The sequence below is a fragment of the Aquamicrobium soli genome (assembly GCF_042646345.1).
Classification (GTDB): Bacteria; Pseudomonadota; Alphaproteobacteria; order Rhizobiales; family Rhizobiaceae; genus Mesorhizobium; species Mesorhizobium soli_A.
The window spans coordinates 13,197-26,045 of the sequence record NZ_JBHRTK010000008.1; the positions used below are offsets into that span (position 1 = coordinate 13,197).

9 protein-coding genes are annotated in these 12,849 nt (G+C 64.8%); 2 read left to right on the forward strand and 7 right to left on the reverse strand.

The window, feature by feature from the left end:
- Positions 1-47 precede the first annotated feature (47 nt).
- Genes ACFOHJ_RS06500 through ACFOHJ_RS06520 form a run of 5 tightly spaced genes read right to left on the reverse strand, consistent with a single transcriptional unit; the run spans position 48 to position 6,436 of the window.
- Positions 48-986, reverse strand: coding sequence for an ABC transporter permease (locus ACFOHJ_RS06500; RefSeq protein WP_378219670.1), 939 nt, complete (start codon positions 984-986; stop codon positions 48-50).
- Positions 979-2,061, reverse strand: a complete 1,083-nt coding sequence (locus tag ACFOHJ_RS06505) for an ABC transporter permease (protein ID WP_378219671.1) — start codon at positions 2,059-2,061, stop codon at positions 979-981. The genes ACFOHJ_RS06500 and ACFOHJ_RS06505 overlap by 8 nt, the downstream gene beginning before the upstream one ends.
- On the reverse strand, positions 2,058-3,581 hold the full coding sequence (locus ACFOHJ_RS06510) for an ABC transporter ATP-binding protein (RefSeq protein ID WP_378219672.1): 1,524 nt from the start codon (positions 3,579-3,581) through the stop codon (positions 2,058-2,060). The genes ACFOHJ_RS06505 and ACFOHJ_RS06510 overlap by 4 nt, the downstream gene beginning before the upstream one ends.
- Before the next feature lie 49 nt (positions 3,582-3,630).
- Positions 3,631-4,644: a BMP family ABC transporter substrate-binding protein gene (locus tag ACFOHJ_RS06515; RefSeq protein WP_378219673.1), complete on the reverse strand. Its 1,014-nt coding sequence runs from the start codon at positions 4,642-4,644 to the stop codon at positions 3,631-3,633.
- Between the two features lie 22 nt (positions 4,645-4,666).
- Positions 4,667-6,436, reverse strand: a complete 1,770-nt coding sequence (locus ACFOHJ_RS06520; RefSeq protein WP_378219674.1) for an adenine deaminase — start codon at positions 6,434-6,436, stop codon at positions 4,667-4,669.
- A 173-nt stretch (positions 6,437-6,609) separates the two neighbouring features.
- Here ACFOHJ_RS06520 and ACFOHJ_RS06525 point away from each other — a divergent pair, with 173 nt between their 5' ends.
- Positions 6,610-7,584 (forward strand): LysR family transcriptional regulator, encoded by a 975-nt coding sequence (locus tag ACFOHJ_RS06525; protein WP_378219675.1) that lies wholly within the window; start codon positions 6,610-6,612, stop codon positions 7,582-7,584.
- Positions 7,581-9,371, forward strand: a complete 1,791-nt coding sequence (gene ade / locus ACFOHJ_RS06530; RefSeq protein WP_378219676.1) for an adenine deaminase — start codon at positions 7,581-7,583, stop codon at positions 9,369-9,371. The genes ACFOHJ_RS06525 and ade overlap by 4 nt, the downstream gene beginning before the upstream one ends.
- Before the next feature lie 37 nt (positions 9,372-9,408).
- Here ade and ACFOHJ_RS06535 read toward each other — a convergent pair whose 3' ends face one another.
- Positions 9,409-10,398, reverse strand: coding sequence for a phosphotransferase (locus ACFOHJ_RS06535; RefSeq protein ID WP_378219677.1), 990 nt, complete (start codon positions 10,396-10,398; stop codon positions 9,409-9,411).
- 19 nt (positions 10,399-10,417) lie between these two features.
- A complete protein-coding gene (locus ACFOHJ_RS06540) occupies positions 10,418-12,829 on the reverse strand; it encodes a GcvT family protein (protein WP_378219678.1) in 2,412 nt (803 codons plus the stop codon).
- Positions 12,830-12,849: the final 20 nt, after the last annotated feature.

Here is a 12,849-nt window from a genome sequence, read left to right on the forward strand (position 1 = left end):
ACGGCGGCAGGCCTCGTCGCGGATGACCCCAACCATGGGGGTGCTGCCTACTCGCGCAGATAGGGCACGCCGAGCATGGCGGGGGCACTGGCGCGGGAGCGGCGCACCATCAGCGCGACGATGGCCGCTACATAAGGCATCATCAACAGCAACTGATAGGGGGTGGCGATGCCGATGCCCTGTATCTGCAATTGCAGCGCGTCGAGGAACGAGAACAAAAGCGCGGCGACGAGGATCGACCACGGTCTCCACAGGCCGGCGATGACGATGATGATGGCGAGCCAGCCGCGCCCGTTGGTCATCTCCGGCACGAAGCGCGCCGCCGAGCCGACCGACAGGAACGCGCCGCCGAGGCCCGCCATCAAGCCGCCGAACACCACCGCCGCATATTGCACGGGGGCCACCGCAATGCCCTTGACATCAAGCGCCTTGGGATTGTCGCCGGCGCAGCGCAGGATCAGCCCGTAGCGCGTACGGTAGAGGAAGAACCAGACCGCTGGCACCATGAGGAAGGCCAGATAGGTGATCAATTTCTGGTCGAACAGCACCGGCCCGACATAGGGCAGTTCGCTGAGATAGGGGATCGGCGCATTGGCGAAGAACGGAATGGTCGGCGTCTGTCCGTCGCCGGCAAAGGCCGCCCGCAGCCAGTAGGTGGAGAGCCCGGCGCCCAGCAGGTTGACGGCAAGGCCAGTGACGATCTGCTCCACCTTGAGCGTGATGACCATGACGGCGAAGACGAACGCCATCAGCGCCCCGGTGAATCCCGCCGCCGCCACGCCGACCCACAGCGAGCCGCTTTCATAGGCGGCGAGGTAGCCGGTGAAGGCGCCCATCAGCATCATGCCCTCGAGGCCCATGTTGTAGACGCCGCCACGCTCGGCCACCAGTTCGCCGAGGGCGGCCAGCAGAAGCGGCGTGGCGATGCGCACCGCGGCCGCGGCGATGCTGACGAGGATCGACGCCTGGAACAGGGTATCAAGCATCGGCAATCCTCCGCAGGCGGAAATTGCAGGCGGCCCAGCCGGCAAGGAAGAACAGAAGCAGGATCGCCTGCACGGCATAGATCAGCGCCGAGGGAACGCCGGTCGTGATCTGCATCAGTATCGCGCCGTTGAGCAGCGCACCGAACAGGATGGCGGCGACGACCACGCCCGCCGGATGCAATTGCCCGAGGATGGCGACGATGATGCCGCTATAGCCATAGCCGGCAACAGCGCCCGCCTTCAGCCGGTACTGGACGCCATAGACTTCGGTAACGCCCGCAAGGCCGGCAAGCGCGCCGGAAACGAGGAACACCACCAGGATCAGCCGCCGCGAATTGGTTCCCTGCACGTCGAGCGCGCGCAGGTTCGAGCCCGCCGCCTTGATCTCGTAACCGAGCGGCGTGCGCTTCAGCAGGAAATAGACCAGCACCGCTGCCGCGATCGCCAGGAGGAAGCCGGCATGGAGCCGTGTGCCGGCCAGCACGATCGGCAGGACCGCGCCGCGGTCGATGCGTGCCGACTGCTCGAAAAAGCCGCCCGCCTCGCTCCATGGGCCACGCAGCAGGAGCATCGAAAGCACATAGACGATGATGTAGTTGAGCATCACCGTCGAGATGACTTCGTCGACCGAAAAGCGCGTTTTCAACACTGCTGCCAGCCCGGCATAGAGCGCGCCGCCGGAAATGCCGCCCGCGACCACGACGGGTATCTGCACCAGCGCCGGGTAGCCGCCGAGATTGTGCTGCATCCAGAAGGCGAACATGGCGCCCGCGAACACCTGCCCCTCTGCGCCGATGTTCCAGAGCCGCGCACGGAAGGCGACGCAGGCGGCAAGCCCGGTGAAGATAAGCGGCGTCGCCTTCACCAGCGTCTCGCCCGTCACCCGAAGCGAGCCGAAGCTGCCCTTGGCCAGCGTGGCGAATGCCGTCAGCGGATTGGCGCCTGCAGAGACGAACAAAACGCTGCAGACCAGGATCGCCCCGACCGCCGATACCGCCAGCCCGATCGGCCGGGAAAAGCGGCTCTGCTCGATGCGGCGCTCCAGCCGCCATCCGGCCAGGGAAAATTCGTTCATGCGGCACCCGCGCTTTCCTGTCCGGCCAACAGCCGCCCGACCTCCTCATGCGTGGCCGAGCGCGCGTCGAGGATTGCCAGGAGCCGTCCCCGGAACATGACGCCGATGCGGTTGCACAGCGCGAACAGGTCCTCCAATTCCTCGCTGGCGAGCAGGACCGCGCAGCCTTCGTCGCGCTTGCGCACCAGTTCGCGGTGCACGAATTCGATGGCGCCGACATCCAGTCCGCGCGTCGGCTGGTTGCATAGCAGAAGCTTGCTCGCCTTGGTGAATTCGCGCGCCAGGATCACCTTTTGCGCATTGCCGCCGGACAGCTTGCGGCAGGCGGAATCGGGGCCGCCGGCCGCTATCGAATAGGTCTCGATCGCCCGTCTGGCATTGGCATCGAGCGCCCCCCGGTCGAGAAACGGGCCCCTGCGCCAGCGCCCCTGCCAGTGCTGGCCGAGGACGAGATTTTCGCTGACGGTCAGGTCGGCGACCAGTCCGTCCCGGAAGCGGTCGCTCGGTACATAGCCGACCCCCTCGGCGGCGACCTCCGCCACCGACAAGCCCTGCAGGGGCTTGTCGGCCAGGGTGACGCTGCCCTCGTCCGGCGCGACCAGCCCGCACAGGCATTCGAACAATTCGTCCTGCCCATTGCCGGAAACGCCGGCTAGACCGAGGATCTCGCCTTTCGCGACATCGAAGGAGATGCCGTCCAAGACCCGTCTCGTGTCGCGCAGGCGCACCAGGTCGCGAACCGCCAGCATCCTCTCCTGCCCCGCCGCCTCGCCGTCCACGCGCACCGGGGCGGAAACCCGCCGCCCGACCATCATCGAGGTGAGTTCGTCGCGGGTGGTGTCGGCGGTGCGAACCGTGCCGACCAGCCTGCCCTTGCGCAGCACGCTGACGGCATCCGAGCGCATCACTTCCGCCATCTTGTGGCTGATGAGCAGCACGGAAATGCCATCGGCCAGGAGGCGCTCGATCACCGTGAACAGTTTCTTCGATTCGTCGGGCGTCAACACGGCCGTCGGCTCGTCGAGGATGAGCAGGCGCGCGCCCATGTAGAGCACCTTGACGATCTCCACCCATTGCTGTTCGCCGACCGACAGTTCGCCGATCGGCTGGGAAGGGTCGAGTTCGATGGCATAGGCCTCGCAGATCGAACGGATGCGGGCGAGCACTCCGGCATGGTCCAGCCGCCAGCCCGAGCCGGAACCGACGGCGATGTTTTCCATGACGGTGAAACTCGGCACCAGCACGAAATGCTGGTGCACCATGCCCATGCCGGCAGCGATGGCGTCGCTCGGCGAATTGAGATGGACAGGCTTGCCGTCCACCCATATCTCGCCGCCGTCGGGGCGATAGAGTCCGTAGAGGCAGGACGACAGCGTCGACTTGCCCGCCCCGTTCTCGCCGAGCAGGCAGTGCAATTCGCCCGGCATCACGTCGAGCGAGATATCGTCATTGGCGACCAGCGGGTCGAACCGCTTGGTCAGGTGCCTGACCGAAAGTCGAGGGGTCTCGTTGGGCGTCATCGGCTTTCGGCCACGGCTCCTGCCTTGTCTTTAAGCGAGCGCCACGGGCTCAGTCGGACTTCGGCTCGGCAAGGTCGAGTTCGACCTTCTTCTTGCCGCTCTTGATCGCTTCGACGCTGTCGGCCACGAGTTTCTTCACGTCCTCCGGCATCTTGGCTTCCCACGCCGGATTGAGCACGAGATCGCCCGAGCCTTCGGCCCAGGTGAACCATTTGGGCGCGGTCGGCGCATCGAAAGCGGCGCCGGTGGTCTTGGCCTTCCACCACTCGTCGATCAGCCAGTTGATATGCGGGTCCCACTTGACGATGGCCGAGGCGACGATCGACTTCGGCGCCACCTTGGACATGTCGACATAGTTGCCGAAACAGCCGATGCCGCGCTCCTCGCAAACCTCGAACGCGCCCGACATCTGGTAGATCATGTCGGCGCCGGCGGCGATCTGCGCCGAGGTCGCCTCGTTCGACTTGGTCGGATCGAACCACGACTGGATGAAGGTGATCTTCTGCTTCACCGCCGGGTTGACGTCCTTGGCGCCGGAGAAGAAGGCGTTGATCTGGTCGTTGGTGTCGTCGGCCGGGAAGGTCGAAACCGCCCCGACGACGTTCGACTTGGTCATCTTGCCGGCGATCTCGCCCATCACATAGGCCGGCTCATGCGCATGGATGAAGATCCAGTACGCATTGCCGCCGAGGCCCTGGTTGCCCGATCCGCTCATCACGAACATGATGTTCGGGAACTCGTCCTTCAACTTCTCGATGGCGTCGACATAGGCGGTGTCGCCGAACAGGATGTCGTACTGGCCGGTCTCGGCATAGGTGCGGAACACCTGCTCGGCATTGTCGGAGACGTTCTCGGTATAGTTGACCTCGATGTCGAGGCCATGCGGCTTGGCCGCGATCACCCGGTCCATCGAATTGACGAAGGAGGTTTCCCACGGCGCTTCCTTGCCGGCCGAAAGGATGCCGGCGATCTTCAGCGTGGTGGGGTCTTCGGCCTGGGCGGCGGAGCCCGCCACAAGCATGGCGGCCAGCGCCGAAAGCGCGACGGCAAGTTTCCTCAGCATGGTTCCTCCCTCTTATCGTTGTTCAAAGTGCCATTTTAAGCGGGTCGACGACTTCGAGCTTCACGCAATCGATAGCACCTAGATCGGTCATGGCGAAATCGGGAATGGCGGTGATCTGCAGCACGAACATATACATGAAGGGCCACGGCAGCGTGCAGCCCAAAGCGCGCGCCGCCTCGTCCAGTTCCTCTTCCTTGGCGGCCATTTCCTCCGGCTCGATGTCGGAGACGATGCCGCCGATCGGCAGCGGCAGGAAGGCCTTGACCTCGCCGCCGTCGACCACGGCCTGGCCGCCGTTGTTTTCGATGATGGTATTGATGGCGACCGTCATGTCGTCGAGGTTGGTGCCGACACAGACGATATTGTTGTCGTCCGGCGCCGTCGACGTCGCCAGCGCGCCCGAGCGCAGGCCGAAACCGGAAGCGAACGCCACCGGCCTGTTCTTCGTCTTGCCGTAGCGCTCGACCACGGTGAGATACTGCACGTCCTGCGCGACGTCGGCCTCGACCAGCCCGTCGCGCACCGGCAGCGTCACGTCGCGGCGCTTGCGCACGAAAATCTGCTCCGGCGTCACCGCCATGGTGAAGACCCGGGCGGTGCTCTTCTTGTCCGGTGCACGAACGACCAGGTCGTCGCCGCTGACCTTGCCGACCTTGAAGGTGTTGGTGACAAGCCGGCTGCGCGGCGGGGCGGCAAGGTCGGAAACGAGCTTGCCGTCGCGTGCCGCGACCTTGCCCTTGGCGATGACCGCCGAAACGCGGAAATCGGCAATGTCCCTGACCAGGAGGATATCGGCGGCGAGGCCGGGCGAAATGGAACCGACCTTCTGCCCGATCTTCAGCGCCTCGGCACCGTTGATCGTCGCCATCTGGATCGCCGTCAGCGGCTCGATGCCCATCTCGATGGCCATGCGCACCATATTGTCGAGGTGGCCGCGCTTGAGGATATCGCTCGCCACCACGTCGTCGGTGCAAAAGGAGATGCGGCTCGTCGCCTTGATCCCCATCTCGGTGACGATGCGCAGGTTTTCCGTCAGGAAATGCGAGATCGAGGATTCGCGGATGACGACATTGACGCCGTTGCGCAGCTTTTCCAGCATCTCGTCGGCGGTATAGCTCTCATGGTCCGAGCGCACGCCGGATTGCAGGTAGCTGTTCAGCTTGTGCCCCCGGCACATGGGCGAGCAGCCGAGGATCGGCAGCCGACTCTTTTCGGCGATCTCGATCGCCTGCATGACATGGTCGTCCATCATGTCGACGAATTCGCGCACCGTTTCCCAGATGCCGACGCATTCGGGCCATGAATGGGTGGCGCGGTGACCGTCCGGGCCGAAATAATAGCCGACATTGGAGCGCGGCAGCGTGTAGGGGGTCTTGCACGGCGCGCCCCAGAAAATCTTCAGCGGCGTGCCCTTGGCCTCGTCAAGGAATTCGCGCGCGCCTTCCAGCCCCGAGACGACGAGGATCTGGTCCAGCCCCGAGACGATGGAGGTCGTGCCGAGCGGCACCACCGCCTTGGCAAAGCTGGTGACCGACATTTTCGAGCATTCGACATGCAGATGCCCGTCGATCATGCCGGGGCACAGATAGTAGCCGGTGGCGTCGACGATCTCGGTTTCCGGCCCGCGATAGTCCGAAACGTCGCCCACCGCCACGATGCGGTCCTTGTAGACGGCAACGTCGGCCGGGTAGATCTCCGCCGACGCCACGTTCACCAGCGTACCGCCGCTGACGATCAGCGTCGCCTTCAATTCGGCGCGCCCGGCGCGGATGAATTCACGGATATCGGACAAGTCTATCGCTCCACGCTGCAATTTCCTTACGCGGCTTCGCCGGCGGCGCGCCTTTCTGGGCCGCCATGCAAAATCCGCCCTTGCGTCCGTTAATCCTGTCGTATTAACTCCGTCCATGCAAATGCCGCTTGCCTCTCATCTTTGGACAATTCGTTCAGGAATTTGGACGATCCATGGATCTTGAAGCCGTCGATTTCTTCCTGAAAGTCGCGGAGGCGCAGTCGCTGTCGCACGCCTCCAAGCTTTACGGCCTGCCGAAGTCGACGCTCAGCCACAAGATACGCAAGCTGGAGGATTCGCTCGGAACAGCCCTGTTCGTGCGCGAGGGCCGCGAAATGCTGCTCTCCGACGCCGGCGCCGAATTCCTCGACCACGCCCAGCGCATCAAGGAAAGCTGCGAGGGCGCCAAGTCGGCCATCGCCGAGGCGCACAGCGAAATAGCCGGCACGCTGACGATAGCCTCGACCGGCGAATTCGGCACCTCGTTCACCTCCGAGCTTCTGTTCGCCTTCCGCCAGCAGTACCAGCAGGTGCATGTCGACGTCGTGTTCCTGTCGCTCGGCTATTTTCTCGCGCCGGAAAAGAACCATCCCTTCGACGGCATCTTCCATTGGGGCGATCCGGACAATCCCGACTACATCGCCCGCAAGCTGGGCGAGGCTTCCTTCGGCCTTTACGCCAGCCCCCGCTATCTGGAGAGGCACGGAATTCCGGAAACGCCGGCCGATCTTTCCGCGCACAGCCAGATCGCCTTCCGGCTGGCGAGCGGCGTGCAGGCCTGGCGGTTGCAATCCGGCGGCGAGGCGTTCGAGAAGACGCCCGAGGCGCAGTGCATAGCCAATGACTACTGGATGCTGAAATATTTCGCCGTCGCCGGCGAAGGCGTCGTCTACCTGCCGGCCTTCTTCACGGAGATCGAATGCATGAACGGCGACCTCGTGCCGGTGCTGCCCGAGTGGCGTTCCGAAATGGTGTCGATCAACCTGCTGTACATGCGCCGCCGCTACGTCTCGCGCAAATTTGCGGCTTTCCTGGAATTCTGCCTGAACTACTACCACGAACGGAACAACTACGTCACACCGCGCTATTGCGTCGAGGTCGTCCGCCCCTATGCGGAGGCCCGCAGCCAAGGAGAAAAAGCACCATGATGAAGCCCTGGTTCGAGAGTGCGCCGCGACTGGTGGACGTCGCCATGAGCCGCACGCCGGCCGATACCGTCATCCGCGACGTGCGCTGGGTGAACGTGCATTCGGGCGAGATCATCCCGGCAACCGACATCGCCATTGCCGCCGGCCGCTTCGCCTATGTCGGGCCTGACGCCAGCCACACCATCGGCGACAAGACCAGGGTCATCGACGGCAACGGCCGATACGCGGTGCCCGGCCTGTGCGACGCCCACATGCATGTCGAAAGCGGCATGGTCACCGTCACCGAATTCGTGCGCGCCGTCATTCCGCATGGCACCACCTCGATGTTCATCGACCCGCACGAAATCGCCAACGTGCTCGGCATGCCCGGCGTCCGGCTGATGCACGACGAGGCCGCCGGCCTGCCCATCAACGTCTATGTGCAGATGCCGAGCTGCGTGCCGAGCGCGCCCGGCCTCGAAAACGGCGGCGCGACGCTCGGGCCCGACGACGTGAAGGAAGCCATGGCCTGGCCCAACATCATTGGCCTCGGCGAGATGATGAACTTTCCGGGTGTCATAGCGAGCGACGCCAACATGCTGGCCGAGATCGGCCACACCCAGGCAGCCAACAAGACCGTCGGTGGCCATTATGCCTCGAAGGACCTCGGCAAGCCCTTCCACGCCTATGCGGCCGGCGGCCCGGCCGACGACCACGAAGGCACCAGCCGCGAGGACGCCAAGGCCCGCGTGCGCCAGGGCATGCGCGCCATGCTGCGCCTCGGTTCGGCCTGGTACGATGTCGCCGCGCAGGTCAAGGCGATCACCGAGGACGGCCTCGATTCGCGCAGCTTCGTGCTGTGCACCGATGACAGCCATTCCGGCACGCTGGTCAATGACGGGCACATGAACCGCGTCGTGCGCCACGCGATCGCGCAGGGCCTGAAGCCGATCACCGCCATCCAGATGGCGACGCTGAACACCGCCCAGCATTTCGGGCTGGAGCGCGAACTCGGCTCGATCACGCCCGGCCGCCGTGCCGACCTCATCCTGACCTCCGACCTCGTCGAGCTGCCGGTCGAGACCGTCATCGGCCAGGGCGAAATCCTCGCCGAGAACGGCAGCCTCACCGGCGACATCCCGCCCTACGACTATCCCGCGACCGCCAAGAACACGGTGCGGCTCGGCAAGAAGCTGGCGGCAAGCGATTTCGACATCACCGCACCCGAGGGCGCCAACGCGGTCGACGCGCGCGTCATCGGCGTCATCGAGAACCAGGCCCCTACCCGCGCCCTGCAACACTCGTTGCCCGTCGAGAACGGCATCGTCGGCATGGATCGCCAGGCGGATGTCTGCCAGATCGCGCTGGTCGAGAGGCACCGCGCCACCGGCAAGGTGGTCAACGCCTTCGTCTCCGGCTTCGGCTACGACAAGCCCTGCGCGCTGGCGAGCACGGTGGCGCATGACAGCCACCACATGATCGTGGTCGGCACCGACAAGCGCGACATGGCGCTGGCGGCAAATCGGCTTGGCGAAGTCGGCGGCGGCGTGGTGCTGTTCAGCGAGGGCAGAGAGTTGGCGCTGGTCCGGCTGCCGATCGCCGGCCTGATGTCGGACCAGCGCGCCGAGACCGTCGCCGACGAGGCCAACGCGCTGATCGCCGCCATGCAAAGCTGCGGCTGTACGCTCAACAACGCCTACATGCAGCACTCGCTGCTGGCGCTGGTGGTCATTCCGGACCTGCGCATTTCCGATGTCGGCCTGATCGACGTCACGCAATTCGCCCCGACCGAACTGTTCGTCGGTTGAAGCCGTTGCAGGCCCGGTCGTCGCCGGGCCAGTTCGATCAGGCGCGAAGCCGAACGGCTTCCAGGAGTGCCGCGAAGCGATCGGAATTCATGATGGCCTGGCACTTGGTGAACCGGTCCATCGCGTAGTCCCAATAGCTGGCGAAATGATAGGCCGGCCGTGGATTGGCGTTGACGTGCTGCAGCACGCCCCACAGCGTCCAAAGCAGGAAGGCCAGCGACTTGTAGAGCACGATGCGGCCATATTCGGATTCGCGCGGCGGCCGGCCCAGATAGGCTTCGAGCAGGATGCGGTCCTGCTCCTCGGTAAACGCGGTCTCGACCGACAGGTCAGCCAGATCCCAGAACGGATCGTTGTTGCCGGCGAATTCCCAGTCGAGGATATAGACGCGCTCGCCGGTGTCGACGAGGTTTTCCGGCGCCGGGTCGTTGTGGCAGGGCACCGTTTCCTGTGCGGTGGCGCGCAGCACGTCCCGTATCAAATCGGCCTGCTTCTGCATCTTTTCATAGCCGTCGGGAAGCTGCGCGTTCCTGGCCTTCAGGACGTCGAGATACTCCTGGGCGACGGTCTTTTCGTTGAAGTCGTTCTTCAGCTTGCGACCGCTGGTGTGCAGCTTGTGGAAGCTGACCGCGGCGCGGCGCACCGCTCCCGGGTCCTTGAAGACCTCGGCGCTCATGGTCACGCAGCCTTCGATGAAGCGGGTGATCTGCGTGCCCGTCTTCGGGTCGTAGTAGACGACGGGCGCGTTCACGCCGATATCGGATGTCAGCCGCCCAGCCTCCTCGTCCGCCTTGCGGTCGATATATTCCTCCGTGCCCTCGCCGGGAATGCGTACCACGAAGCGCTTGCCCAGCGCGTTCGCCAGGTAGTTGCGGTTGGTCATGCCGGCGAGCGCCTCGACGGCGACCTCCTGCGCCTCTACCGCGCCGCCATAGGCGAATTCGGCGGCCACCGCCTGCGCGCGCCGCTGTCTTTCGATCTCCGTCCGGTCCGCCAACATATTCTCCTCCAAAACGATAGCGTTCATCGATCTCCTCCCGCGCCGTTCATCTGCGCATGCGCAATCCTTCGGGATCGTAGAGCGGGTCGTCGGCCCGGTGCGCTGCGATCCTCTCGCCGTAAACTTCGATCTCGTAGTCTTCATGCCCGGCCTCGGCGGCAGGCACGTAGCCGTAGACGATGGGCTTGCCGATGGTATGCCCGAAATCGCCCGAGCAGGTGACGCCGAGGACCTTGCCGTCGCGCAGGATGCATTCGCCGCCATAGACGGGCACCCTGGCGTCCAGCGTGAAGGTGCACAGCCGGCGCGACGGGCCGTCCGCCTTCATCTTCTCCAGGGCGGCGCGGCCGATGAAGTCGCCCTTCTTCCACGAAATCAGCCGCTCCAGCCCTGCCTCGATCGGCGTGTAGTCGGGCGAGACATCGCCGGCCCACACGATGAAGCCCTTCTCCAGGCGCAGCGAATTGAGCGAGCGGTAGCCGATGTCGGCTATGCCGAACGGCTCGCCCGCTTCGCGAAGCACGCCATAGACATGGGCCGCATATTCGGTCGGGATATGCAGCTCGTAGCCGAGTTCGCCGGTAAACGAGACGCGCATGGCGCGCACGGGGGCCGCACCCAGGGTCAATTGCCGCATGCGGCCGTGCCTGAACGCCTCGGGACCGACATCCTGCTCGCTGACGCTGGCGAGCACTTCGCGCGATTTCGGGCCGCACAGGTTGATCACGGCATAGGCGGAAGTCAGGTCCACCGTGTGGACGCTGCCGTCTTGCGGCAGATGGCGGCGAATCCAAGCGAAATCATGCTCGCCATAGGCCGTCCCGGTCACCACGTAGAAGTGCTCCGCGCCCAGGCGGCACAAAGTGAGGTCGGCCTCGATGCCGCCGCGCTCGTTGCACATCTGGGTATAGATGACGCTGCCCACCGGGCGGTCGACATTCGCCACCGCGAGCTGCTGCAGGGCGGCCAGCGTCCCGGTGCCCATCACCTCCATCTTGGCGAAGGAGGACAGGTCGATCATCGCCACGCCTTCGCGCACTTTGGCGTGCTCGGCGCCGACATGTTCGAACCAGTTCGGCCAGTCGAAGGACGGCTTGTCCACCGGCTCGACGCCTTTCGGCGCGAACCAGTTGGGACGCTCCCATCCGGCGCGCGAGCCGAACACCGCGCCCCGCTCCTTCAGGATCGGGTAGAGCGGCGACGTGCGGATGCGGCGCACGGAGGAATGCTCCTCCACCGGCCATTCCATCGCATAATGCTTGGCGTAGATCTCGACCGCCCGGTCGTACATGAAGTAGCGCGTGTTGTGATGGAAGTTGAAGCGGCGCACGTCGAGCGGCCACAGGTCATGCACCGGCCTGCCTTCCAGTATCCATTCGGCCATGACCGCGCCCGCGCCGCCGGCGGCCGCGATGCCATAGACGAAGCCGCAGGACACGAACACGTTGTCCAGTTCCGGCACCTTGCCCATGACAAAGTCGCCGTCGGCCGAGATCGGGATCGCGCCATTGATCATCTTGCGCACCCCAACGGTCGACACGATGGGCGTGCGCACCGCCGCATTGGCCGCAAGCTGCTCGAAACGGTCGTAGTTTTCCTGGAGAAGCTGCTGGTCCCAGCCGCGCGGAATACCCTGGCGGGCAAAAGCCGGCGTGTCGGGCTCGTAGCCGCCCACCACGATGCCGCGCGTCTCCGGCTTCCAGTACAGGAGCAGGTCCGGGTCGCGCACGGTCGGCATGCCCTTCGGCAGGTCCGGAATGGGATCGGTGATGAGGTACTGGTGCTCCACCGCGAAGGCGGGCACGCGCGTTCCCATCATCTTGCCGAGTTCGTGGCCCCACATGCCGGCTGCATTCACCACCGTCTCCGCCCGGATCTTGCCCATCGAGGTCTCGACGGCGGTGACGCGGCGGTTCTCGATCGAAAAGCCGGTGACTTCGCAGCCCTGGACGAATTTCACGCCGCGCTTGCGCGCGCCGGCCGCCAGCGCCTGGCACAGGCTCGCGGGGTCCACATAGCCGTCGGAAGCGATATAGGTAGCACCCTCGACGCCATCGAGCGTCATGATCGGAAACAGGTCCTGCGCCTCCTTCGGTGTCAGAAGTTCCATCTCCATGCCAAAGGAGCGCGCGGTCGTGGCGGAACGGCGGAATTCCTTCATTCTGTCCTTGGACGAAGCGATGCGAAGGCTGCCCACCTGCTTCCAGTCGATCACCTGCCCGGTGTCGGCCTCCAGCGTATCGTAGAGGGCGACGCTGCGGCGCAGCATGCGGGTGACGTTCTGCGAATTGCGCAGCTGGCCGACGACGCCGGCCGCGTGCCACGTGGCGCCGTGGGTAAGCTGAAACTGCTCCAGCACGACGATGTCCGTCGTGCCGGCCTTGGCCAGATGGTAGGCTATCGAACAGCCTATGACGCCGCCGCCGACAATCACGATCTGGGCTGACTCTGGTACCATGTCTCTCAGTTTCCTTTCGT

What these genes read in the sequence shown, in the direction of transcription:
- ACFOHJ_RS06525 (WP_378219675.1), top strand. Translation starts at nt 6,610, where the DNA reads ATGGATCTTGAAGCCGTCGATTTCTTCCTGAAAGTCGCGGAGGCGCAG.
- ade (WP_378219676.1), top strand. Translation starts at nt 7,581, where the DNA reads ATGATGAAGCCCTGGTTCGAGAGTGCGCCGCGACTGGTGGACGTCGCC.
- ACFOHJ_RS06540 (WP_378219678.1), bottom strand. Translation starts at nt 12,829, where the DNA reads ATGGTACCAGAGTCAGCCCAGATCGTGATTGTCGGCGGCGGCGTCATA.
- ACFOHJ_RS06505 (WP_378219671.1), bottom strand. Translation starts at nt 2,061, where the DNA reads ATGAACGAATTTTCCCTGGCCGGATGGCGGCTGGAGCGCCGCATCGAG.
- ACFOHJ_RS06535 (WP_378219677.1), bottom strand. Translation starts at nt 10,398, where the DNA reads ATGAACGCTATCGTTTTGGAGGAGAATATGTTGGCGGACCGGACGGAG.
- ACFOHJ_RS06510 (WP_378219672.1), bottom strand. Translation starts at nt 3,581, where the DNA reads ATGACGCCCAACGAGACCCCTCGACTTTCGGTCAGGCACCTGACCAAG.
- ACFOHJ_RS06500 (WP_378219670.1), bottom strand. Translation starts at nt 986, where the DNA reads ATGCTTGATACCCTGTTCCAGGCGTCGATCCTCGTCAGCATCGCCGCG.
- ACFOHJ_RS06515 (WP_378219673.1), bottom strand. Translation starts at nt 4,644, where the DNA reads ATGCTGAGGAAACTTGCCGTCGCGCTTTCGGCGCTGGCCGCCATGCTT.